The organism is Shewanella sediminis HAW-EB3, assembly GCF_000018025.1.
GTDB lineage: Bacteria > Pseudomonadota > Gammaproteobacteria > Enterobacterales > Shewanellaceae > Shewanella > Shewanella sediminis.
The window spans coordinates 758,942-783,400 of record NC_009831.1 but is presented as its reverse complement, the minus strand read 5'-3'; the positions used below and the strand labels follow the sequence as shown (position 1 = coordinate 783,400).

General features: G+C 47.4%; 17 protein-coding genes. 9 read left to right on the top strand and 8 right to left on the bottom strand.

Annotated features, from left to right (window positions below; genetic code table 11):
• Positions 1-31: 31 nt before the first annotated feature.
• Positions 32-2,377, top strand: coding sequence for an AAA family ATPase (locus SSED_RS03320; RefSeq protein ID WP_012140992.1), 2,346 nt, complete (start codon positions 32-34; stop codon positions 2,375-2,377).
• 411 nt (positions 2,378-2,788) lie between these two features.
• Here SSED_RS03320 and groL read toward each other — a convergent pair whose 3' ends face one another.
• Both groL and SSED_RS03310 read right to left on the bottom strand, forming a co-directional pair.
• A complete protein-coding gene (gene groL / locus SSED_RS03315) occupies positions 2,789-4,438 on the bottom strand; it encodes a chaperonin GroEL (protein ID WP_012140991.1) in 1,650 nt (549 codons plus the stop codon).
• A gap of 83 nt (positions 4,439-4,521) precedes the next feature.
• Entirely contained in the window at positions 4,522-4,812 is a 291-nt protein-coding gene (locus SSED_RS03310) for a co-chaperone GroES (RefSeq protein WP_012140990.1), read from the bottom strand.
• 231 nt (positions 4,813-5,043) lie between these two features.
• Between SSED_RS03310 and SSED_RS03305 the strand changes: the two genes are divergently transcribed.
• From SSED_RS03305 to SSED_RS03285, 5 genes are all read left to right on the top strand, one after another.
• Positions 5,044-6,408: an MATE family efflux transporter gene (locus tag SSED_RS03305; RefSeq protein ID WP_012140989.1), complete on the top strand. Its 1,365-nt coding sequence runs from the start codon at positions 5,044-5,046 to the stop codon at positions 6,406-6,408.
• Positions 6,409-6,468: 60 nt separating this feature from the next.
• Positions 6,469-7,125: a Qnr family pentapeptide repeat protein gene (locus SSED_RS03300; RefSeq protein WP_012140988.1), complete on the top strand. Its 657-nt coding sequence runs from the start codon at positions 6,469-6,471 to the stop codon at positions 7,123-7,125.
• Positions 7,126-7,365: 240 nt separating this feature from the next.
• Positions 7,366-7,764: a c-type cytochrome domain-containing protein gene (locus SSED_RS03295; protein ID WP_012140987.1), complete on the top strand. Its 399-nt coding sequence runs from the start codon at positions 7,366-7,368 to the stop codon at positions 7,762-7,764.
• Positions 7,765-7,989: 225 nt separating this feature from the next.
• Positions 7,990-8,484: a hypothetical protein gene (locus tag SSED_RS23580; RefSeq protein WP_012140986.1), complete on the top strand. Its 495-nt coding sequence runs from the start codon at positions 7,990-7,992 to the stop codon at positions 8,482-8,484.
• Positions 8,485-8,575: 91 nt separating this feature from the next.
• Positions 8,576-8,929, top strand: coding sequence for a hypothetical protein (locus tag SSED_RS03285; protein WP_012140985.1), 354 nt, complete (start codon positions 8,576-8,578; stop codon positions 8,927-8,929).
• A gap of 301 nt (positions 8,930-9,230) precedes the next feature.
• Here SSED_RS03285 and SSED_RS03280 read toward each other — a convergent pair whose 3' ends face one another.
• The 3 genes from SSED_RS03280 to SSED_RS24775 form a co-directional block, all read right to left on the bottom strand.
• Positions 9,231-9,521: a hypothetical protein gene (locus SSED_RS03280; protein ID WP_041421521.1), complete on the bottom strand. Its 291-nt coding sequence runs from the start codon at positions 9,519-9,521 to the stop codon at positions 9,231-9,233.
• 201 nt (positions 9,522-9,722) lie between these two features.
• A complete protein-coding gene (locus SSED_RS24545) occupies positions 9,723-10,145 on the bottom strand; it encodes a hypothetical protein (protein WP_012140983.1) in 423 nt (140 codons plus the stop codon).
• Positions 10,146-10,364: 219 nt separating this feature from the next.
• The gene (locus tag SSED_RS24775; protein WP_012140982.1) at positions 10,365-10,532 is read right to left on the bottom strand and encodes a hypothetical protein; all 168 of its coding nucleotides are present in this window, start codon (positions 10,530-10,532) and stop codon (positions 10,365-10,367) included.
• A 249-nt stretch (positions 10,533-10,781) separates the two neighbouring features.
• Between SSED_RS24775 and SSED_RS03275 the strand changes: the two genes are divergently transcribed.
• A complete protein-coding gene (locus SSED_RS03275) occupies positions 10,782-11,327 on the top strand; it encodes a helix-turn-helix domain-containing protein (protein ID WP_012140981.1) in 546 nt (181 codons plus the stop codon).
• A gap of 132 nt (positions 11,328-11,459) precedes the next feature.
• Here SSED_RS03275 and SSED_RS03270 read toward each other — a convergent pair whose 3' ends face one another.
• A complete protein-coding gene (locus tag SSED_RS03270) occupies positions 11,460-12,407 on the bottom strand; it encodes a LysR family transcriptional regulator (RefSeq protein ID WP_012140980.1) in 948 nt (315 codons plus the stop codon).
• 260 nt (positions 12,408-12,667) lie between these two features.
• Here SSED_RS03270 and SSED_RS03265 point away from each other — a divergent pair, with 260 nt between their 5' ends.
• Together SSED_RS03265 and SSED_RS03260 are read left to right on the top strand one after the other, a co-directional pair.
• A complete protein-coding gene (locus SSED_RS03265) occupies positions 12,668-13,747 on the top strand; it encodes an efflux RND transporter periplasmic adaptor subunit (protein ID WP_041421520.1) in 1,080 nt (359 codons plus the stop codon).
• A 333-nt stretch (positions 13,748-14,080) separates the two neighbouring features.
• Positions 14,081-17,167 carry an efflux RND transporter permease subunit gene (locus SSED_RS03260; protein WP_012140978.1) on the top strand — a complete coding sequence of 1,029 codons (3,087 nt, stop codon included), beginning with the start codon at positions 14,081-14,083 and terminating at the stop codon, positions 17,165-17,167.
• A gap of 413 nt (positions 17,168-17,580) precedes the next feature.
• On the opposite strand, the gene SSED_RS03255 is transcribed toward SSED_RS03260, so the two are convergent.
• Together SSED_RS03255 and SSED_RS03250 are read right to left on the bottom strand one after the other, a co-directional pair.
• Positions 17,581-19,986: a zinc-dependent metalloprotease gene (locus tag SSED_RS03255; RefSeq protein ID WP_012140977.1), complete on the bottom strand. Its 2,406-nt coding sequence runs from the start codon at positions 19,984-19,986 to the stop codon at positions 17,581-17,583.
• Positions 19,987-20,298: 312 nt separating this feature from the next.
• Entirely contained in the window at positions 20,299-23,994 is a 3,696-nt protein-coding gene (locus SSED_RS03250) for a response regulator (RefSeq protein ID WP_041421519.1), read from the bottom strand.
• Between the last annotated feature and the right edge of the window lie 465 nt (positions 23,995-24,459).

The following is a 24,459-nucleotide window of genomic DNA, read 5'->3' as shown; positions in this document are numbered from 1 at the left end:
AGAGCTTCCTATAAATCTACTTTCCCTCGGTATGGTTCGGAACGTTTCATCCCTTGTACCAGACCAAAGCCTAAACTTCGACCCTAATGGTTTAACAGTCGTCTATGGCGACAATGGCGCAGGCAAGTCTAGCTATGCAAAAATCCTAAAAAGTGCATGTTTAACACGTGGTGATGTGCCTAATATCCTTACGAATGTTTTCAAACCATCAACGGAAAAACCACAAGCCACTCTGAATTTTAGTTCTGCAGGTGGGGAGCCTACCCCTTATGTTTGGGAAAAGGATGGTGAAGATAGCCCAGAGTTAAAGTCCATTCGTATTTTCGATTCTAAGTCAGCAGTACATTACATATCCAAAGAAGATAGCATTGAGTACAAGCCAGCAGAACTTAAATTACTTGATGAATTAGTGAGTGTTTGTTTGGAGGTGAAAAGAAGACTTTTAGGTGAACAGAAGCATCATTCTGCACCGCATCCAATATTTGGATATAACCCTTCGACTAAAGTTAACGGATTCATTCAGTCACTAAACAATTTACCGATTGCAGAATCAACCAGAACATTAGATTTTCACTGCGCAACAGATGAAGAAATAGATCAAATAGAACCCTTGAAGCTAGAAATTGTCGAGTTAACAGGCAAAACACCTGAACAATTGAAAAAGGAGTTAGCTGGCAGGTACGGTCACCGAGAGCCTTTATATAAGTTTATTATCAATTTAATCTTCCAACTTAGTGATGACAACTTAAGCAAAATTGGACGATTGTATGATGAGAAAATTTCTAAAGTTGCAGCAGCCGAAGCCATAAGACAAACAACTCTCACTGGTTTACCTATTGGTGAAATTGGCACTGAGGTTTGGAAAGAGATGTGGAGGCATGTTGAGGGTTTTATAACTAGTCAAAATGGTTCCTTCCCTCCAGTTGCTGGTGAGAATTGCCCGACTTGTTTACAGGTTATAGATACTGATACAGCTGAACGTATGAAGACATTCCACAATTACATACAAGATCAGTCTCAAGTTGAAGCTCAAAAGGCTACCCAAGCATATCAAGCTCGTATTCAGTTTATTGAAAACCTGTCTTTCGATTTATCACACTTTACTGGAATCCTAACTGAAATCGAAGCCGTAAAGCCTGAAGTAAAAATCGCATTAGATGTTTTGATGGAGCAACTAACCAATCGCAAACAGGCTGTTCTTTCTGCCACTCCATGTTTTATCCAACCGCCGTTAATTCTTAATGTACCTAACTGGTTGAAAGCGCAGTTGGACTCTCTCCAAGCTAAGATTGAAAGCGTAGCCGATGATGGCTCATTAGCTAGATCGCTTGCAGAAAAGAACTCAAGACTGTTGGAATTACAAGATAGACAAACAATACGCCAACAGAAACAATCCGTCTTAAATGAGATCAATAGACTTTACACTTTTCAGAGGTTTCAAAATGCTCTGGGTAGCGTTGTACTCACGAGAGTTACTTCGTTTACATCAGTGTTGAGCAATGCAGGTGGAATCGGTCAGTTAAAAGGTATGTTTGAAAGCGAATTATCAGCACTAGGCTTTAAAGCTTTTCCTGTCGAAACTAAGACTCGTGGTTCTGCAGGAGAGCAGAAGTTGAAGTTAGCTATTTCGAATATAACCTCTACAAAGATCTCAGATATAGCCAGTGAAGGTGAGCAAAAATGTATTGCTTTGGCAGGCTTTATGTCCGAGTTAACAATTGATAATCGTAAGTCAGCAATTATCTTTGATGACCCAGTAAACTCACTAGACCACAAATGGCGCAGGTTGTTTGCAAAACGAATAGCCGTAGAATCACTGCACCGTCAGGTAATTGTGCTGACGCACGATTTACCATTTCTAGTCATGTTGAGAGAAGCAGCAAAAGAGACTTCGTTTAACTTATTGCATATTGCCCAAAGAGGCCCATATTCTGGTTTCCCTGTCGGTCGTTTACCATGGGATGCAATGTCCACAAAAGACCGAATAAAGTTCTTACGTCAACAAGTTGTTGACGTAAGAAGGTACTGTAAAGATTTTGAGAACTTCATAGAGGAAGACTATAAAGAGAAAGCTAGATACGTTTATGGAAAGTTGCGAACTACGTTAGAACGACTCATTGAAGAGTGGTTGATTGGTGATATTGTCCAACGGTTCAGTAGAGATGTTAGAGCAACGATGATCGCTAAGCTGTTAAAAGTTAGCGAGTCAGAAATTACTTTTATTACCAGCATCTATGACAAGTGTTGCGGTTTCCTTGATGCCCACGATAATCCAGCTAATGCTGGTGTAGTACCTATGCCTGACATTGATGAATTAAAACAAGACATCGAAGATTTAGCGGCATTTTTTGAGGAAGTAAAGAATAACAGGAAGTAGTACTTCGGATAAAAGGGGCAAAACCCATTAGCCTCAAAGTCACTAGATGCCGGCTAAAAGCATCCCTGGAATGACGGTATTCCCGCTGGAAGAAGAGCTTCGCGGCTAAAGCCGTTCCTACATTAAGGCTGCGAATATGCTGGAGCTTATACTCCAGACACAAACCCCCTCCAAGTACATCCATATACTGCGGGGATAACTCTTTTTTGCAAGAAGTCCATGTACAAAAAAGCCCCGATACTGTTAAGTATCGGGGCTTTTATTCGTTTGGCTTAGGCTTTTAAGCTTTAGACCAGCAAAGTATCTAACGTAGGATAAATCGGGTTAGAACAAGGCGCTTTACCACGACGTTTAGTGTTTCTTAAACGAGTGGTGAAGCAACGCAGTTATCACCGATTTAGACCAGTTAGATCACATCATGCCGCCCATACCGCCCATACCACCCATTCCACCCATGCCGCCCATATCACCAGCAGGAGCATCTTCTTTCACTTCGCCAACCATTGCTTCGGTTGTGATCATAAGACCAGCGATAGACGCTGCGAACTGTAGCGCGCTACGGGTTACCTTAGTTGGGTCAAGGATACCCATCTCAAGCATGTCACCGTATGTATCGTTACCCGCGTTGTAACCGTAGTTACCAGAGCCGTTCTTCACGTTGTTAGCAACAACTGAACCCTCTTCACCCGCGTTAGCTGCGATTTGACGAAGTGGTGCTTCCATAGCGCGTAGTGCGATAACCACACCGTGCTTCTGGTCTTCGTTGATCACTTCAACTTCGGCGATTTTGCTGGCAACACGTACCAGAGCAACACCACCACCGGCTACCACACCCTCTTCAACAGCGGCGCGGGTCGCGTGTAGTGCATCTTCTACGCGAGCTTTCTTCTCTTTCATCTCAACTTCTGTGGCTGCGCCAACCTTGATAACAGCTACGCCGCCAGCAAGTTTAGCCATACGCTCTTGAAGCTTCTCTTTGTCATAATCTGACGTTGATTCTTCAGCCTGGATCTTGATCTGTGCAACACGTGCTTTGATCTGATCTTGCTCACCGGTACCGTCGATGATAGTGGTGTCATCTTTAGTGATGATAACGCGCTTAGCTGTACCTAAGTCTTCCAGTGTCGCTTTCTCAAGCTCAAGACCAATCTCTTCGGCGATAACAGTACCGCCGGTCAAGATGGCGATATCTTGTAGCATAGCCTTACGACGGTCACCGAAACCTGGAGCTTTAACCGCAGCAACTTTAACGATGCCACGCATGTTGTTCACAACCAATGTCGCTAGTGCTTCGCCTTCAACGTCTTCGGCAACGATAAGCAGTGGCTTACCGGTTTTAGCCAGACCTTCAAGGATAGGTAGTAGTTCACGGATGTTTGATACTTTCTTGTCAACAAGCAGGATGAACGGGCTTTCCAGTTCAACACTGCCGGTTTCTGGCTTGTTGATGAAGTATGGAGAGAGGTAACCGCGGTCAAACTGCATACCTTCAACTACATCCAGCTCGTTTTCCAGTGCCTGACCTTCTTCAACGGTGATCACACCCTCTTTACCGACTTTTTCCATCGCTGTTGCGATGATTTCACCGATAGTTTCATCAGAGTTAGCCGAAATAGTACCAACCTGAGCGATAGCGTTAGTGTCTGCACACTCTTGAGAAAGTGTCTTTAGCTCGGCAACAGCAGCAATAACTGCCTTATCGATACCGCGTTTAAGATCCATTGGGTTCATGCCAGCGGCAACGGCTTTAAGACCTTCAGTAACGATAGATTGTGCAAGAACGGTAGCGGTAGTCGTACCGTCACCGGCTGCATCATTGGCTTTAGAAGCAACTTCTTTAACCATCTGTGCGCCCATGTTTTCAAACTTGTCTTCAAGTTCGATCTCTTTGGCCACTGACACACCATCTTTAGTGATAAGCGGAGCACCGAAGCTCTTGTCCAGTACTACGTTACGACCCTTTGGGCCTAAAGTTACTTTAACCGCGTTTGCCAGTACGTTAACGCCTGCAAGCATTTTTACGCGTGCATCGTTACCAAATAATACTTCTTTAGCTGCCATCTTTAATTGTCCTTTAAATTCTTTTTAATTACCTATGGTTTATCGAAACCATAGGCATTGGAAAAATGTCTAAACGAAGTGATTTAGCTCACTACAGCCATTAGATCAGATTCTGAAAGGATCAGAACTTCTTCACCATCAATTTTTTCTTTCTTCACGCCGTAACCTTCGTTGAAGATAACGATGTCACCCACTTTAACGTCAAGTGGCTGTACAGAACCATTTTCAAGAATTCGGCCATTGCCTACTGCAAGAACTTCACCGCGTGATGACTGCTCGGCTGCACTACCTGTAAGTACGATGCCACCAGCTGACTTTGATTCAACTTCAGAACGCTTAACGATAACGCGGTCATGTAATGGACGAATATTCATCTATGGATGCTCCTAATGATTTTTTAGCCCAACAAAGGTTGGCATTTTTATTAAGTTCGACAACAATTTACACTGAAATTATTATCGCTTGATGTTCGATATATGGGGGTTATAGGGCCCAGTTCCAAGGCCTTTACAAAAAAAATGTCATTTTTTTTAACTCCGGTTTATAAAAGCAGACTCAATCCTGATAGAATTGCCCTCCTTCTGTAGACTAGGCAAGACTTCCCCATGAAAGACAGACACGGGCTGCTTACACAGCCAATTGGTCGTGTACTGCTAAATATGAGCCTCCCAAACCTGATTGGTATCTTAACCGTTCTGGGGTTCAGCCTCGTCGACACCTTTTTTATCAGCCAATTAGGTACAGAATCACTGGCTGCGATCAGTTTTACTTTCCCGGTAACCTTAGTTATATCCAGCATAGCCATAGGCATAGGTGCCGGGGTATCGACTAATTTAGGCCGGCTTATCGGCAGCGGACAAGCACCGAAAGCTAAGGTATTTTTGCATGACTCACTGCTGCTTACCTTCTTTTTAACTGCATTAATCTCCCTGCTAGGTAGCCTGTGTATCGGCCCGCTGTTCACTCTGCTTGGCGCCAATGAAGCCAGCTTGCCTTTGATCTACGATTACATGCTTATTTGGTATCTGGGCGCCCCTATCTTAGTGCTACTCATGGTAGGGAATCAGGGGCTGCGTGCCACCGGTGATACCCACTCTCCGGCGCAGATCATGATGCTGGCAGCACTGATAAACCTAATTTTAGACCCCTTACTGATCTTCGGGATCGGACCCTTCCCGCGCTTAGAGATCCAAGGCGCGGCCATTGCCAGCGTGATCTCCTGGGTCGTCGCCCTGTCGCTGTCAAGTTACCTCTTGATATTCAAGCGCCACCTGGTGGAGTTTGCAGCACTTAATTTGAGCAGACTCAGGTGTAACTGGAAGCAGTTGGCTCATATCGCTCAGCCTGCGGCCTTGATGAACCTGTTAAACCCACTGGCTAATGCCATGATCATGGCCATGCTGGCTCGTATCGATCATGGTGCCGTTGCCGCCTTCGGTGCCGGTACAAGGCTGGAATCGGTACTCTTGATCGTCGTGATGGCGCTCTCTTCTAGTCTGGTGCCCTTTATCGCACAAAACCTGGGAGCCGGGCAGACCGAACGCGCCCGTGAAGCGCTGCTGCTATCGCTAAGGTTTGTGCTGGTATTTCAAACCTTGCTGTACCTGCCGTTATGGTTTTTTGCCGAGCCCATCGCGCATATTTTCAGTAGTGATCCACAAGTCATAGAGTGGTTAACCTTCTACATCTTAATGCTACCGGCCGCCTATGGTCCGCTCGGCATCGTTATTCTGATGGCAACCTCACTCAACGCCTATCACAGGCCCATGTGTTCGCTTGTTCTCAATGTGTGTCGACTGTTTCTGATCATGTTGCCGTTAGCCGCATTGGGCTCCTATTTAGGTGGAGTGAAAGGCTTACTATTGGCACTACCGATCACGAACACTATCATGGGGATCGCCTGCTATATTCTGGCAACTAAGGTCTCTGAACCCGAAAAGAGCCCTCAGCCAGACGTAGAAAGTAAGTAGCCTCAGCGTCTTATAAAATAAAGAGTAGCCCTCAGCGGCTTCTAACAGGATAGGAACACCATGCAGGCTACAAACCAAACTTTCATCGATAGCAATTTTCGTGAAGACGATCTGCAGGATGCGATTTTTGAGCGCTGCGAGTTTTACCGCTGTGACTTCAGCCGCGCCGATCTCACCGATGCCAGCTTCATCAACTGCAAGTTTATCGAGCAGGGCGAAAGCCAAGCCTGTCATTTCAACTACGCCACCTTAACCAATGCGAGTTTCAAGCACTGCAACTTGAGCATGGCGCTTTTCACCGGCGCCAAATGCTTCGGCATCGAGTTTAGAGAGTGCAACCTGCAAGGCGCCGACTTCGGTAGAGCCAGCTTTGCCAATCACATCACTCACAAGACCTTCTTCTGCTCCGCCTATATCACCGCCTGTAATCTGGCCTATGCCAACCTCGAGAGCGCCTTGCTGGAAAAGTGTGAGCTGATGGACAACCGCTGGCATGGCGCCACGCTTATCGGTGCATCTATGAAGGGCTCAGATCTCAGTGGCGGCGAATTTTCATCATCCCAATGGGGCACCTTCGAACTCGAGGGCTGTAATCTATGCCGGGTTGAACTGGAGGGGCTGGATCCCCGTAATGTAAAACTCGAGGGAGTCATGATAAACCAATGGCAACAGGAACAACTGCTGAGTCCATTAGGGATTATCGTCACACCGGAATAGCCTTGAGGGGCGAGGAGTCGAGGAGCGGCTAGCTCCTAGAACCTAGAACCTCGGGAGCTCAAACCTTCTCTGTAACCTTCTCTTGCCACTCAATTTCTCATTGCCACTGCGCATTACAGGCAATTGTTAAGCTAAACAGAAAATACAGATATCGCCAACTATACTGATAGATAGAGTTCTTAGTTCATCACAATAGCTGTCTGTGATTTTACGGAATTGGTATGAGTACAGGAGGCGAAAATGTTAATTAAGAAATGCGGAGTCGTATCCGCACTTATCCTGCCGGTGCTGTTAACCGGTTGCGAACGCGCCGTCAGTTTTGATAGTCAGGTTATGCCGATATTGCAGGCCTCATGTGTTAGCTGCCACTCCGGTTCCGGCGAGGGCACGCAACAAACCGAGTTGAAGCTCACTAACTATGCTCAGCTGATGCAGGGAACCCGGCTCGGTGCTGTCGTCGTTCCTGGAAGCGCCGCCTCCAGCACGCTTTATCTGGTGATAGATCATAAGGTAGACACTAAGATTCAGATGCCGCCGCACCATGATGATAAATACCCTCAGGGACAAGGTGAGCCATTGAGCAGCGATCAGATAACGACCATTAAACAGTGGATCGATGAAGGCGCGAAAAACAACTAGTCGGTTTAGTGTTCATCGGCCTTTTACACCATTTCATCTGTTAGTGGCCATATTATTCCTATGCCAGCAGGTATAGTTAGTTACCACTAACTATACCTGTAGCTTAGTTAGTGGCCACTCCCTCCCCTCCATAAAGCTTGTCAGCGGCTCAAACAGTGAGTTACATTGTTTCTCTACTTAAACATTTTCCCCTCCCGTTAAGAGAGAAAATAGAGAACCTGACTAATGATGAGATCCTCAGCCAAAACAGCAGTCGCGTTTACCCTGTCGTTCACTTGCCTGCTCCCATCACAGGCCTTTGCGGGTATCTCAATCACCTCCTATCTGTCGGCACAAGAACCCGTCTTCACATCGACTGCTGAATCAGAAGATGATAAGCCTTTAAGCGAAGTGTCTCTCGTTAAAGAAAGTGGGATTAAAAGTGATGGGGTTAAAGGCAGTGGGGTAGAAAAGAGTAACAGTGAAGAGTATAAGATAGGCGTCATGGTTAAGGCACTGTCTCGGGCTATTGCCTCACCCGATGAGCCGGACTCACTTAAAATCATTACCCAATATGGCACCGATTCGCGTTATTATGTGATGATTCGAGGCTGGCTGGTTCAGGAGTTATCGGGGGCGCAGAGTCAGCTCGATGCCACCAGGGACGCTACCGCCAAGACAAAATTCATTGAAAGAGCAGCGTTTTTAACCCAGGCTATCCGCCGCATCGATCTGGAGTGATCGACCTTTGGGGTCATATCCAGCTTATTACTTAAGAGCAAGCTTATAGCTAAGAGTTTATAGACAAGAGCTTATAGACAAGAGTAACAACATGAACAAAGCCATTAAGGCCGCACTCATCTCGGCCTTTGTCTGCCCCGGCGGCGGTCACTTTTACCTGAAACAATACACCACGGGGACACTTATCTCGGTCGCCATGCTCAGTGGATTGTTATACCTGCTCAATCAGGCCGTCGAAAGGGCCCATCAGATATCCGATAGAATTTTAAGCGGTGAACTACCGCTGGACCTCAGCGTCATCTACCCATTGATCACGCAAGCCCCCCCTCCTTCTCAAGCAAGTATGATTAATATCGCCACCATGGTATTTATCTTTGCCTGGTTTGTGGGGGTCATAGACTCTTATCGATTGGGTCATGGAATGGATAAAGCTGAACAAGCCTAGAGTTCCGGACACAACGCCTGTTTCTATCCATCCCTGGAAAACAGGCATAAGTGTTCCTGACACAAAGCAGATTGTTAACCATGACCTACAGGGATGTAGGAAATGCCGTAATGATGTCTGGAACATCATCGACCCATGGGAAGCAGGCATAACTCTCTATTACAAGATGTCCAGACAATAAAAAACAGCCAAGAGTTCATGACTCTTGGCTGTTTCATCTCTTGCAAGCTTATCGCTCTGTGTTTACATAAAGGCTATCTATTAACTATTAGAGGCTAACTATTAGCGATTAGCCCTCCTCTCAGAATGCTGTAGTTTTAGAGAAGTCGTGCTGTGTAGTTGGTTGAGGCTCGCTATGTATAGCTGGCTGATTTTTTGAAAAATCATATTGGCTTGTCGCAGCCAGAGTTTTGGAAAAATCGTGTTGGCTTGACGCTCGTTGTAATTGATTGCCTGACGCAGGTTTATTTTGAGAAAAATCATAACTTGCCTTGGCCGCATTCGTCTTTGAGAAATCGGGCTTCTCGGCAAAAACAGGTGCTGCAGCAAATACGAGTAGGGCAGATAAGGTCACGCTGGTTAACATCTTCATATAGAACTCCAATCTTTTGACCACAAATGATTAACATACAGCTTAAGGTAATTTACATCATCAGTGAACAAATGAATCAAATTTTATGCAAATTGATACATACCTGTTTGATAAACGGGTAGATAATCAGGTTGAAACTCAGAGTTGGATTTACTGCTTTTTACTATAAAAACAGTGACTAACTCTGAATATAGATTGAAGTTAAACGATTGGGGGACGTTTAATCGGTAAGGAATCTGTGGTTTGAGCAGACCAGAGTGTCACATTGTTTTGTGGACTCCTGCCGGGACGGTACTTTGTTAATGAAGGCTCGATAAATATACCGGTCAGGGACACACAGTGGCTAACACAGTGACCGCTCGCCAACATGGTGCACGCTTCTGCGCATTGAAAAGCACTAAGGCCTGACGTGCCTTGGTTTATCGAGCTTGGATTTAATGCCGTTGAACTGTCGAACGAACTCACTGAAGAGATAGCTGAAGAGGCACCAGGAGATATAAGTCGCACTTCCTCCCCGGTAGTTTTAATTGTATGTAACAGGTCATGCACCGCTAAAGCCGGAGAGATAAAATTCTGCCCAACTAAGGCTATCAATAGAAGTAGTTGCACGATACGTTGAATCACAAGCGAACACTCAGACCTTACAATAAAATTTAGCTACATATCTAGACCCACAGAAGAGGTATTAGTTGCAGCCTCAACGATTTTTATCTCCGAGTTCAACAATCAAGTGCACATTAACTCGCTAATTTAGTGCTATACGCATAAAAAAACGCCTGACTACAGAGAGTAAGGCGTTTTATATTTCAACTTGCCGAATAGGCTTCGGCAGAGAGAATCAACTTACAGAGAGCAAGTCTTCTCTTCAAGAATTAGGTTAGCTTCAACGGCATCGATCGCTTTTTGATCGTGATCGTTAGCCGGACAGCCACAAGCGTGCTCACTTGTTGCATGAAGACGAGCCTGTTCGATGTGCCATTGTGCTACTTTCAAATGCTGATCTACGTTCATGGGATAACTCCAAAAAGATGATATATAAAAACTGCCGCTAAAATATCATCACCATACTGGCTTAAACAAGCCTTGCCGGGGTGAAAATGCTAAATTATAAGAAATATGTTTTAATATTAGAAATCAACTCTAGTTGATGTTGATATCTTGGCTATTGGGCATGAGTTGCGAGGTATTAGCCACGAGTTGCGAGGGTAGAGCCTAGAGCCTCGAACCTAAAACCTAAAACCTGAAACATAAGGAATCACCATGGCCAACCCCATCAACGAAGGTATCAAGCGCCTGCGTGCCCAGCATAAGCTGACTCAAATAGAGCTGGCCGAGATGGCCGGGATCCCCCGAGCGACTCTTGCCAATATGGAGGGGGCGAACAGCAATCCCAGTATCAGCGTCGTGATGAAGGTCGCTCAGGCACTTGGAGTCACGGTCGACGACCTGATCACCCGCAGACAATCTGTGCATGTCACTAAGGTCGAAAGAAAGGATATGCCGGTATCTCATCAACACGACGGCAAGTTTATCAGTACCCGCACCAGCCCCATCAGCACCCAAAACCTGCAGATCAATGATGTGATCATGATGCCCGGCTGCAACACCAAAGGTGTGCCCCATCCCGAAGGCAGCCATGAACTCTTTCTCTGTCTGGAGGGCACTGCCACTTTAGAGGTTCAGGGAGAGATGTTCGAGATAGAGGCGGGAAATCTCACCTATTTTAAGGGTCACCTTCCCCACCAGTACGGCAACGCCAGTTTAAAACCAGTTCATGCCGTGGTTGTCGTATTTATGCAGAAGTAAGTGGCTCAAACCTGTGCATGACATAATCGTGTTATTTATGCAGAAGTAAGTGGCTCAAACCTGTGCATGACATAGTCGTGTTATTTATGCAGAAGTAAGCGCCTGGAGTAACCTTGAGTTATAAACATATATTTATCCATGCCAAGACTTGATTGCCCCCCGCAATCTCTCTTCTCTGCCGCAGCCTCTACCTGAGTTACAACGCTCAAGCGCGGCCATCATATGGTCGATAAATCGCTGACTCGCTAAGCTGATAAAGCGTCTGGAGGGATACACCAGGTAGCACTTGCCGATATAGGGCTCTACATCCTCAAACAGCATAGTCAGCTCACCCCGCTCAACATACTCATGAGTCGCCTCAATGGGCAGGAAGGCGATGCCGCGGCCACTTAAGGTCGCTTGTAAACAAAGCTCAATGCTATTGAGGCACAAATTGCCTTTCACCGCTATGGTCCTATCATTACCGAACGGAACTTCATTGAAGATCCGACCATTAGGGTAGCGAAACAGGATTGAATTGTGGTTCGAAAGTTCTTCCGGAAGAACTGGCGTGCCAGCCTTTGCCAAATACTCAGGGCTGGCGACAAAATGCAGCACTTCACTGAGCATCTCCCTTGCCACCATCTCATTTTCGTTAAATGCGTCCTCAACCATAAAGGCCAGATCGATTTTGTTACGGATCATATCCTGAGGCTCGGTACTGACAATCAGCTCGACGGTGAGATCCGGGTTGTGATCCATAAACTCAAAGATACCAGTAACGATATCCTGTAACTGAGGCACAGGGAAGATGAGGATACGCAGGTGGCCTCCAATCTCGGCCTCAGTATCGGTGAGTTCCACCATGGTCTGCTCAAGATCACCGAGAATTGACTGGGTCTTATCGTAGAAGTGACTTCCCGAAGCCGTTAATGTCATGGAGCGGCTCTGGCGATGAAACAGTTTCACCTTCAGGTCGTCTTCTAAAGTTTGCAGACGGCGGCTAACGGTCGATTTGGGTAGATTCAACAGGTCTGCCGCATCTACCAGGCTGCCTGTTTCTACGATGCGGTGAAACAGGGAAATATCTTCAGTTTTCATAACTCACTCTCACTCTAACTCTGACTTTCACAAACACTTATCACTTATCACTTATCACTTCATACGAAACGAACAATCTAAACCAATAGCCCAAATCAGTAACAGGAGGGATCTTGCACAGGGTTTGATTTTACAATCAAGCTTACATAGTTTCATTTTATGGAACCGATGATTCCACACATTCCCATTTTATTCAATATTAGATACTGCTATCTTAGCCGCAATTGATACAATCTGTCGCAAATATGGAACCTCGCTCTATGAAGCATCTATCGAAAACACTCATCATCGTACTAACCACAGCCATTATGGTCGGCTGCAGCGCAGAGTCTACCGAGGTTGCCCCGCAACCGATAAGACCGGTGAAGTTGTTGGAGGTTACTGATGTTAATGCCGCTTCTATCCGTGACTTCCCGGCAAAAATAGCCGCCACAAAGCAGGCTGACTTGAGCTTTAGAGTATCTGGCCAGCTCATTGACTTTACCCTGGTCGAAGGTCAGCAAGTCAAAAAAGGGACAAGTTTAGCGCGCCTGGATGACAGAGATGCCCGCAACACCTTGCTTAATCGCGAAGCCGATCATGAGCTTGCCACCGCTGACTATAAGCGTAAGGGTGAACTGCTGCGCCGTCAGCTGATCTCTCCAGCAGAACACGATCTTGCTAAGGCTCAGCTAAAGTCTGCCACCGCGGCCCTTGCCAATGCCCGAGACCAGTTAAGCTACACCCGTTTGATCGCTCCCTATGATGGCACAATCGCTAAAATATCTATGGATAATTTCCAGATGGTTCAGGCAAATCAGTCTGTTCTGGTCTTACAGAAAGGTAATGATATCGATGTGGTCATTCAGGTACCCGAGTCTATGGCAAGCCAAGCCATCACATTTAACCCGAATGCCAAATTTCAGCCTCAGGTTCGTTTCAGTACTCAGCCGGATCAAAGCTACAAGGTCAGCCTGAAAGAGCACGCCACCCAAGTTACTCCTGGCACCCAGAGCTATGAAGTGGTGTATACACTGCCGAGACCTACACAAATTAACGTACTTCCGGGTATGAGCGCGGAGCTGACGTTAGACCTCTCATCAGATAATGAACTTCTCAAAACCGTTGTTCCGGCAAGTGCCGTAATGAAGCGTGATCTCGATGGTCAGAATATCGTCTGGCTCTACCATGCCGATACCGGCAAAGTGATGCCTCAAATCGTCACCTTAGGCCGCGTCACAACAGATGGCATCGAGATTTTAGAGGGCTTAACCTTAGGCGATCAATTTGTTGTCGCTGGCGTGCAATACCTCTCGCCTGAACAAAACGTTAAACCACTTCGCTGGCAACGCGGGGTGTAATGCCTATCGGTATTGCCTCCATCTGCTCTTATACCAATCGGTATAAAGGGGTGGTCACTCAGCGAGAGTTTAGCGCTTGTGAAGCAAGACAACGAGTGAGGAACATAGTTATTCTACGTTTAAGCTCGTTAACGCCGTATCACAAGTGCTAAAACTCGCCTTTTAGGAGTGTTTTTGGCAGCCTACTTCTGTGTTGAATGAGTTCAAAAGGGATCACCATTCCCTACTCTTTCGCCTTGAATTATGCAGCCAAAAATAACTCTGAGTTGACCACTTTCTTATACCGATTGGTATTAATTAAATAAACCGCTTTCGCCTGCAAGGATTTAACCTGTGAATTTCGCTCAATACTCAATCGAACATAAAGTTGTTAGCTGGATGTTTGCCCTACTGCTGCTCGTGGGGGGCAGTTTCTCATTTTTTGGGCTAGGTCAGCTCGAATTCCCTGAGTTCACCCTCAAGCAGGCGCTTGTGGTCACTGCATACCCGGGCGCCTCACCCGAACAGGTAGAGGAGGAGGTCACTCTTGCTCTGGAAGATGCCATTCAACAGCTCGATGCCGTTAAACATATCACCTCGGTGAACAGTGCAGGTCTATCTCAGATTGAAGTTGAGGTAGAAGATCATTACGATGCGACAGAACTGCCACAGGTATGGGATGAGCTTCGCCGTAAGGTCAACGACAAACTGGGCGAGCTCCCCCCCGGCGCGATGACACCGACTGTCATCGACGATTTCGGTGATGTCTACGGCGTCTTGCTCAACATCACAGGTGATGGCTACACGAGTCGTGAACTGCAAAACTACGCCGACTTTCTAAGGCGTGAACTGGTACTTGTCGATGGGGTCAAAAAGGTCAATATTGCCGGTAAAATTACCGAGCAGGTAGTTGTCGAGATATCACAGCAGAAGCTCAACGCCTTAAGTCTGGACCAAGACTACATCTATGGTCTAATCAACAGCCAAAACGTCGTCTCTAATGCAGGCAGCATCCGGGTCGGCGATAACCGTATCCGTATACATCCAACCGGTGAGTTTAATCAGGTTCAACAGATGGAACGTCTGCTTATCAGTGCACCTGGCAGCACTAAGCTTATCTATCTTGGCGATATCGCTAAGATCTATAAAGATAACGACGAGACACCATCAGAGATCTATCACGGCAATGGCGATGCCGCACTATCTGTGGGTATTGCATTTTCAAGCGGTGTAAACGTGGTCGATGTAGGTGCATCCATCAACCAAAGGCTTGCCGAGCTTGATGATCAACGTCCTATCGGGCTGGAGCTTGTTACGGTCTATGACCAGAGCAAGATGGTTGACCAAACTGTCTCAGGTTTCTTAGTCAACCTGGCAGAATCTATTGCCATCGTGATCGGCGTACTGCTGATATTTATGGGAGTGCGGGCGGGTCTGCTGATGGGGCTGGTACTGCTACTGACCATATTAGGCACCTTTATCATGATGAATGTGCTCAATATCGAGCTACAGATCATCTCGCTGGGAGCACTGATCATAGCCCTGGGTATGTTAGTGGATAACGCCATCGTGGTTACCGAAGGGATCCTTATCGGCATAAATCGAGGTCAGTCCCGACTGGAAACCGCCAAAGAGGTGGTGTCACAGACTCAGTGGCCACTGCTTGGCGCTACTGTCATAGCTATCCTTGCCTTCGCACCTATCGGCCTGTCCGACACGGCAACCGGCGAGTTCTGTGTTTCCCTGTTCCAGGTGCTGCTGATCTCTTTGTTTATCAGCTGGATCACCGCCATGACCCTGACCCCGTTCTTCTGTCACCTGATGTTCAAAGATGGCGAAGTCAGCAGTGATGAAAATGACGACCCTTACAAGGGCTGGGTATTTCAGTTATACCGTGGCTGCTTAAACCTGGCGATGCGATTTCGCGCCATCACCATACTTATCGTTGTCGCCGCTCTGTTCTCCTCGGTAATGGGCTTCGGACATGTAAAAAATGTCTTCTTCCCAGCCTCTAATACACCTATGTTCTTTGTCGATGTGTGGATGCCTGAGGGCACCGACATCAAGGCAACAGAGCACCTGCTCGGGCGCATCGAACAGGACTTGATGCAACAGCAGGAGGTCCATGATATCGGTCTGGTCAATCTAACCAGCGTGATAGGTCAAGGTTCACAGCGATTTGTACTCTCCTACGCACCGGAAAAAGGCTATAACGCCTACGGTCAGTTATTGATTGAGATGACAGACCTCACCACTCTCAACCAATATATGCGAACCCTGGAGCGGGAGCTGAGCCTCAAATATCCGGAAGCAGAATATCGCTTCAAATATATGGAAAATGGGCCAAGCCCTGCGGCTAAGATAGAGGCACGCTTCTATGGTGAAGATCCAAAAGTACTGCGCCAGCTAGCGACCCAAGCAGAGACTATCTTAGATGCAGAGCCGACAGCCGTAGGCGTAAGGCATAGCTGGCGTAATCAGGTGACCCTCATTCGTCCACAACTGGCACTGGCTCAGGCGCGTGAGACCGGGATCAGTAAGCAAGATCTAGATAACTCTTTATTAGTTAACTTCAGTGGTAAGCAGGTGGGTGTCTACCGTGAAAACAGCCATCTCTTGCCTATCATAGCCAGAGCACCGGCCGAAGAACGCTTAGATGCGGACAGCTTGTGGAAACTGCAGGTCTGGAGCTCAGAGAACAATCTGTTCGTACCGGCGTCTCAAGTGGTTTCCGAGTTCACCACCGAATGGGAAAACCCGCTCATCATGCGCCGCGACAGGAAGCGTATGCTGGCAGTGTATGCCGACCCGATCAACGGCACAGATGAGACAGCCGACTCGGTATTTCGGAAAATCAGAGCCGATATTGAAGCCATCGAGCTTCCAAGTGGTTATGAACTCGAGTGGGGCGGAGAGTTTGAAACAGCCGGCGAGGCTCAGGTCTCGGTATTCAGCTCAATTCCTATGGGATACCTGGCGATGTTCTTAATCACGGTACTGCTGTTTAACTCGGTGCGTCAGCCTCTGGTTATCTGGTTTACCGTGCCACTATCCTTGATCGGTGTGGTATCCGGATTACTGCTATTCGATGCACCGTTTAGCTTTATGGCGTTGCTCGGCCTGTTGAGTCTGACGGGTATGATTATCAAGAACGGTATCGTACTGGTCGATCAGATCAACCTTGAACTGAGTCAGGGCAAGGAGCCTTACCTTGCGGTCATCGACTCATCGGTCAGCCGCGTACGCCCCGTGCTAATGGCGGCCATCACGACCATGTTGGGTATGTTACCGCTATTGAATGATGCCTTCTTCGGCTCCATGGCGATCACCATCATCTTTGGTTTAGGCTTCGCTTCGGTACTGACACTTATCGTATTGCCGGTGACTTACACCTTAGCATTTAGAATTCCCTATCCACGTAATACCAATTGCATTAAATAATTAACCAATTCAGAGCCCTCAGGCTTTTCAATTCAAGGCGCATTGATGAGGAAATGGTTATTCCCTTTTAAGTCAATGCAAAGCAGAAGTGGGAAGCCTGAGGGGCTCACGTAGTGCGAGCTTCAAAGCCCTTTATGCTGCACAGTATGCTTTCGATATAGAGTAACTATTAGCTTCAATCATCCTACTTGCCTACAGAGCTTTGAATTCTCGCTGAATGGTCAGGTACTTGATGCAATTGGTATAAAGGAGGTTAATGAGGCCTGATTAATTGAGAAGAAAGCTTGATGAATTGATAGCTTAATGAATTGATAAAAACTGCTTCCCGGCGCTCCCGGCCCACTGATGTGGGTCGGGATTTTTCATTTCACCGGCTGACCTTGCAGTTCAATAATAGGTCCGTAGAGAAGTGATTAGATCGGCGAGCCAGGAGGCATCTTAAGTGGCTTATCGATCAGCTTAACTTTTGCGTCTTTCAGCCCTCTCTCGACCCCATCGGCTAACCAGGAGAAATGAGCGGCCTCATAGGCACTGGCACGTTTAACTTTGCGTTTGAGTTGCTTAAGGGTATAACGCAATCTATCTGCAAGTTGTGCCTTCACTTCCGGGCGAGTCCGTTCATCGTGGTATGCCGACAGCAGCTCATCGATGATGACACTATTAACGCGCATCCAGACGCCCAACTCTGGTCCGGTGGGAATATCGGCATAGAGCGTGTTGCCTAGCAGTTTGTCCACGATAGCGGGAACCGAGAGCTGCTCTTTATCGTTCAGATAAGCCTGATTGACCCGGTTTATTCGCTCTGATGCAAAGAGTTGTTTGACGGTGTGACGGCTTAATACTTCGGCCATCCCCAGTGGGTCATTTATCACTCCCAGGCCGGAATCGAAACTTTCCCGACTGCGATTATAGTTGCCCGATTTAGGCACTAAGGCTTCCTGCAGTTGCTGGGAGATCGTCAAAGCCGATGGCTGCAGTGTTTGTACCAGAGCATCCAGGGCACTCTTCTGCAGTTGCGGAGCAAGGTAATGCCAGGACTCGCCGTCCATGCCATCATAATAATTGTAATCGGTACCGCCGATAAACTTAGCCGCAGCAGCTATCTGATAACGGGTCAGCAGATAGATCGGCACAAAGGCGTCACTGAGCTCTCCCATCGGCTGCTTAGCTAACAGAGCCAGGTTTGAGAAATCCTCAATCGCCTGTGCCCGCACCTTACCGAGTCGGATCAACTCGGCGACAGGATCGCTGCCGTTATCCCACAGACTCGCATAGGCATGACTGGCACCTTTAGCGCGGGAATCTGCTTCCCCAATAAAACGCAGGCCGTCCATTTGCATCTTTTTCATCAGTGCCGAAAGCTGAGTCGACTCCTGGGCTTCATCGCCATATTCACTATAGCCGTACTCGACCATAACCTTGTCCCAACTGCCGAGTCCTACTCCATAGGGAGCCGAAATGTCGATCTTATCTCCCTGTAACGTCACCTGTGGATGGGGGTAATCCATCACAGACGCATTGTCATTACTCGAGGCGGCAAAGTTATGATCGAACCCGAGAGTATGACCGACCTCGTGGGCCGCAAGCTGGCGAATTCGGGCGAGTGAGAGTGACATAGCCGCTTCATCGGCCGCCGCTCTATCTTCCCAGCCCGCCGTTAGGCCGCGAGCGATAAGGTGATCCTGACGTACGCGCTGACTACCCAAGGTGACATGCCCCTTGATGATCTCACCGGTTCTGGGATCGGCCACTGCAGAGCCGTAAGACCAGCCACGGGTTGCCCTATGTACCCATTGGATCACGTTGTAGCGGATATCCTGAGGATCGACATCCTCAGGAAGCAGTTCAACTTTAAAGCCACCAATAAAGCCTGCCTGAGTAAACGCCTCTTCCCACCAGTTCGCCCCCTCTAACAGGGCGCTACGAATAGGCTCGGGCACACCTGGGTCGAGATAGTAGGTGATAGGTTTAACCACTTCGCTGGGCGCATCGCCCGGTGTCACCTTCTGCAATCGATGACGCAATAGATGACGCTGACGAATATCCTCATCCACCTCGGTGCCATAATCTAAGTATTCATCCGAGAGGTAACCACTCATGGGGTGGTAATCTCTTGCGGTATACCCCTCTTCTGGCAGCGCTATAAACGAGTAGCGCAGGCGCACCGACATATGTTTACCATCGGGGGTGACCTGAGCAACATACTCCCCGGCTTTTTTACTGTTAAATGAAAGCAGCACATCGACGTCGCTGTTACGCTCGAAGGACTTGACCCCTTCGGGTAAGATAAGCGACCGCGCCTTGTCGAGTTGGTAACTTCCCTGCTTTGTCTGCTCCAGAGTCGAGGCTATTCCGTAAAGATCGCTCACTACCAATTCATTGATCGAGACCAGGTCTCTCTTACCATCAATGACCTTTCCACGCCACAGAACCGACTCGGCGAACGCCTCTTTTACGGCTCTTTGCTCGGCGCTGTTATCTGTACTCGCGCGATATTGAGTATTGAGTTGCTTAAGGAGCAGGTAAGGACCGTGGCGCTCGAACTGCACCATACGTGTATAACCTAGTTGGCCACGATCGAGTCCGATGTCGTTAGAACCGACCCCCTGGGGTAAACTGGTCAGCAGCAGAAAGGGTTGATTAAGCTTATTAGCCTCGAGGTATAACTCACCATCAGCTTTAGAGTAAAAGAGATTAATAAAACCTTTGGCAGACTGACTCTTTTTTATGATGGTGGCGGTATTTGTCGGCGCGGCAAACACGTTGGCGGCAGGGATAGATATCAGTGCAATCGCCAATGCGATGTTATAGGGCTTCATTTGATCTCCTTGAATGGGGGCTACAGCTTCATCGATTTTTTGTTTTTTGTTTTTTGTTTTTTGTTTTTTGTTTTTTGTTTTTTGTTTTTTGTTTTTAGCTGTACTTATGATCTATATCTTATGACCTGTTTCTTATGCTCGGTTTTTTACGATCTACTTTTTATTAGCTCAAAGAGCTTAAACTGCTCTCGAGTCGGTCTCAAGTGCAATTAATTCAACACCTCCCGCTTATTTCAATCCCTCGATTGCTATAAGCGGGAGTTATCCACTCGACTCAGGCCAACACTTCCTTCAGCTTCTCTCTTTAAGAGATTAGTCTTTATGATTAATCCAATGACTTAATGTATCAAATAACTCATTAAGCACTATGGGTTTAGTTATGTGCGCATTCATTCCGGCCGACAAACTCTTCTCCCTGTCGCCTGACATGGCATGTGCCGTCATGGCGATAATAGGTAGCTCTGTCGAACTATAGCGCTTACGCAGCTCTTTCGTTGCCGTCAATCCGTCCATCACCGGCATCTGAATATCCATGAGTACAGCATCGAACTCTTTCTCTTCGATCATATCGATAGCTATCTGACCATTTTCGGCCACATCCACCTCATAACCCGCGCTCTTGAGTAGCTCTGTGGCCACCTGCTGGTTAATAAAGTTATCTTCGACTAACAAGACCCTACCGGCGTCTTCATCCACCGTCTCTACCGGCAACTCAACGACCGGGTTAAGTTTAGGTTCATCGGCAAAGGCCGAGATAATCTCATCGAATAGTGCAGATGCTTTGAAAGGCTTTTGCAACATGGCGAAGATATTCGATTTCTCGACATCTTTTTGCAGTGGCTCGGCCGCGTACGCCGTCATCATGATGACGATTGGACGCTTATCTAATCGACCATCGGCAACCATACGATCCAGCTCATCTATCACGGCGATACCGTCCATCTCCGGCATCATCCAATCGAGCAGTAACAGATCCACCGAAGATCTGCCTAGCTTGTAGATAGCCTCAGAACCACTCGCCGCCGTGTCCACCTCGAAGTGGAAATCTTGCATGACTGAAGAGTAAATTTGCAGTGCAGTCGGATTATCATCCACCACTAAGGTCTTAAGATTGCCTAATTTTTCAGGTACGATCATAGGCTTAATTTCAGCTTCTTCGGCGATCTCGAAGCTAATGGTAAAGCTGAAGGTACTTCCAACCCCCATCTCACTCTGAACCTGCATCTTGCCGCCCATCATAGACACCAGGTGTTTACTGATAGAGAGACCCAGCCCCGTGCCGCCATACTTTCTGGTGGTTGAGCCATCGGCCTGAGCGAAGGCATCGAACAGGCTGGCTTGCTGCTCTTTGCTGATACCGATACCGGTATCGCGTACCCAAAACTTCAGGGTGATTCTATGGTCGCGTTCACCCACATCTTCACAGCCAAGCTCAATCTCACCACTTTGGGTAAACTTAACCGCGTTAGAGAGCATGTTGATCAAGACCTGTCCGAGACGCAAGGGATCGCCTTCCAGGATCAGTCCAGCCGTCACTGGCGCATAGAGCAGCAGTTCAACGCCTTTTTGCTGTGCTTTTAAGGCATTAAGATCGAGCGCATGATCCAGCACCTTGTCCAGCGGGAACCCCACCCTTTCCAACTCTAACTTACCGGCTTCAATTTTTGAGAAATCGAGAATATCGTTAATAATTCGCAGCAGTGACTGAGCCGAAAATCCGGCTTTATCCAGATAATCTTCCTGTTGAGGCGTCAGTGATGTGCGCTGAGCGAGCTGTAACATACCTATGATAGCGTTCATCGGTGTACGAATTTCATGACTCATATTAGCCAGGAATTCACTCTTATAGAGGTTAGCGGATTCGGCATCTTGCTTGGCTTCCAGCATGGCCACTTCGTTACTCTTATGGCGGGTAATGTCTTTATGGGTTCCGACCATACGTTTAGGTTGGTTATCGACAGTAAACTCGACCACTCGACCTCGAGAGAGAACCCAGTGGTAATGACCACTCTTACCACGCATTCTGAACTCGATATCGTAGGCACCGATAGGATCCGACAGGTACTGGTCGCGATACTCTTCGACACGGATACGGTCATCAGGATGAATCAAGTCATCTAAGGTGGAAACCAGCGCGGGAAACTCATTACTCTTGTAGCCCAGCATAGAGTAATAGGCCGGATTACAGATGATCTGCTCAGAGTCTAAGTACCAGTCCCATAAACCATCTTCTACCGCATCCATGGCCAGATGATAACGCTCTTCAGATAATCTGAGTTGTTCGGCCGACTCATATTCTCGGGTCACATCACGCCATACGGCAATCAAGCCCAGCAGTTCGCCACGGCGATTATAGAAAGGCAATTTCAATGTATCGAGCAGTACCGGCTTGCCCGCAAGCTCGACTTTCTCCTGATAACGTAGCGGCGTCCGTTCTGACAGCACTCGCTCATCTTCAGCCTTAATCCGCACCGATTGCTCATCGGTAGTCAGCCTAATGCTCTCCTGCCCTATCATCTCACTCTCGGTGTAACCCAGCATACGCTCGGCAGACTTATTGCAGCCTAAGTACTTGCCCTCTTTATCTTTAAATACAATCGCTTCTGGAATGGAGTCGAACAGTGAACGAAGTAGTGCGTATTCCCGTTCACGACGCTCGGTGGTCTCTTTTAGCCTCTCGGTGCGACGTGCCACCAGCTTATCCAGACGACGATTTTGCTCCGCCAGGTGTCGTGTGTACTGCTGATTTTCTTCGAAAATGCGACTCACCAGCTGGAACCAGGGCTCCCAACCCAAAGTGATAGTCTCCGGTGGCTTTCTCGGCTCTTGGGAGCAACCTTCGAGGTGAGTCAGCAAGCGGGAAGCGGGGTTCACGAAAGAGCGCCGCGTTTGCCAGTGAACTATGGTGACCAAGATCGACAGGGCCAACACTACCAAGATAAAGGTCAGCTCCAGTTTTTCCCAGGAATCCATGAAGAGTTCATCTTCATCCTGCAGGTAGAGTAATCGCCAGGGAGTATTTTGCAGGGCAACCGAATGGATATAGTAACCGTTGCGAATGATCCCCTCATGGGCATCGAACAGTTCAGATTCCGGTACCGAGTGCAGTTCGGACGGGATCTTCTGACTGATATGAAACACCCGGCTGATATTGGTCGCATCATTACCGTTATGGGAGAGAATATTGTTATTCTGATCCAGCAAGATAACCGTACCCGGCATCTTAAAATAGAGCCGAATCTGTTTGGACAGTGATGCCAGCGTCATATCCAGGTTAATAGAGCCGATAAACTCATCCTGAAGATAGATGGGTACACCTATTGTCGTCAACAAGCCCTTATCGGTAGGATCGACATAAGCCGGGCTCCAGAACACACTTCGCTGTGGGTTCATGGCCGGCGTAGCTAACTGAAACTGGTTCTTGTTGAGTAGCTCTTCCCTGAACCTTTGCTCATCCGATGGCCAGGGGAAATAGGACATGATGCGGCGCTTAGAGATGTAATAGATCGAGGAGGCTTTGGGGGCCGCTTCTTTGGCAACCGGAAAGGAGAGTGACAACTCAAATAGCATCTCCAGTTCTTGATAAAACTTGTCGCTGCGGCCATTGAGCGAACCTGTGCCGGTGATACGCCCCATGTTGGTAAAAGGTTCACCGGTTTTGGCATAACTGGGCTCTAAGGTGAAAAACTGTCCGCTTTCATTGAATTTTTCATACTGAGGCAGCCTGTCACTACGAACGAGCTCACCTAGTCGCAAATGATCCACCGCCACATTCCTGAGACTCTTCACCGCGCGGATACTGGACTCGAGTAGCAGGTCAATTTGACGTACATGACGTTCAACTTGCTCCTCTCTCATCTCCATCAGGTGCGTTTTTTCTCGCTCGAAGAAAAACCATGCCGTGACCAACGCCATGATGATGACACCAATATAGGTATAAAAAACAGCACGATTGTAGTTTTTCTGTATCGGCGACTTCAGTTGAAGATCCTGCTCAGTCGGTTTCATTCATGACCCTTGAATAAAGCGATATCTCCCCAGCACATCCCGCCAGGGCCATATGAATTCATTAACTATACCCAAGCTACTTCAAAATGCTCGTTTCAGAGCTCCCGTAGGATAACTGAACAAGGCAGTGATGAAGAGAATGGTTATTCCCTTTTCAATATCACTAACGCAGTGCAGGGATTCTACGGAAGCTCCCGAAGGGCAAGCCGAGAAGCAACATGTCTCTGCGTTATGAAATATTGAATTAGAATGACTAGTACTGCAATTTCATGCCTTGAACTCTGTCACTTCTCGACATGCTGAATCCTGCATATCGAGGTTGTTTGGGTATATATAGTATCAGGAAGATAGCGGGTTGGAATACATTATATTAGTATAAAAAGTTAACTAAGGTCAGATAAACGACTTTTCGTAAACTAAAGCCTTACAGTTTGATACAGAGGTGATTAGAGTTTTAATGGCATG

Bases quoted from the DNA above. Each gene is read 5' to 3' on its own strand.
- SSED_RS03320 (WP_012140992.1), top strand. From the start codon at position 32: ATGGTTCGGAACGTTTCATCCCTTGTACCAGACCAAAGCCTAAACTTC.
- groL (WP_012140991.1), bottom strand. From the start codon at position 4,438: ATGGCAGCTAAAGAAGTATTATTTGGTAACGATGCACGCGTAAAAATG.
- SSED_RS03310 (WP_012140990.1), bottom strand. From the start codon at position 4,812: ATGAATATTCGTCCATTACATGACCGCGTTATCGTTAAGCGTTCTGAA.
- SSED_RS03305 (WP_012140989.1), top strand. From the start codon at position 5,044: ATGAAAGACAGACACGGGCTGCTTACACAGCCAATTGGTCGTGTACTG.
- SSED_RS03300 (WP_012140988.1), top strand. From the start codon at position 6,469: ATGCAGGCTACAAACCAAACTTTCATCGATAGCAATTTTCGTGAAGAC.
- SSED_RS03295 (WP_012140987.1), top strand. From the start codon at position 7,366: ATGTTAATTAAGAAATGCGGAGTCGTATCCGCACTTATCCTGCCGGTG.
- SSED_RS23580 (WP_012140986.1), top strand. From the start codon at position 7,990: ATGATGAGATCCTCAGCCAAAACAGCAGTCGCGTTTACCCTGTCGTTC.
- SSED_RS03285 (WP_012140985.1), top strand. From the start codon at position 8,576: ATGAACAAAGCCATTAAGGCCGCACTCATCTCGGCCTTTGTCTGCCCC.
- SSED_RS03280 (WP_041421521.1), bottom strand. From the start codon at position 9,521: ATGAAGATGTTAACCAGCGTGACCTTATCTGCCCTACTCGTATTTGCT.
- SSED_RS24775 (WP_012140982.1), bottom strand. From the start codon at position 10,532: ATGAACGTAGATCAGCATTTGAAAGTAGCACAATGGCACATCGAACAG.
- SSED_RS03275 (WP_012140981.1), top strand. From the start codon at position 10,782: ATGGCCAACCCCATCAACGAAGGTATCAAGCGCCTGCGTGCCCAGCAT.
- SSED_RS03270 (WP_012140980.1), bottom strand. From the start codon at position 12,407: ATGAAAACTGAAGATATTTCCCTGTTTCACCGCATCGTAGAAACAGGC.
- SSED_RS03265 (WP_041421520.1), top strand. From the start codon at position 12,668: ATGAAGCATCTATCGAAAACACTCATCATCGTACTAACCACAGCCATT.
- SSED_RS03255 (WP_012140977.1), bottom strand. From the start codon at position 19,986: ATGAAGCCCTATAACATCGCATTGGCGATTGCACTGATATCTATCCCT.
- SSED_RS03250 (WP_041421519.1), bottom strand. From the start codon at position 23,994: ATGAAACCGACTGAGCAGGATCTTCAACTGAAGTCGCCGATACAGAAA.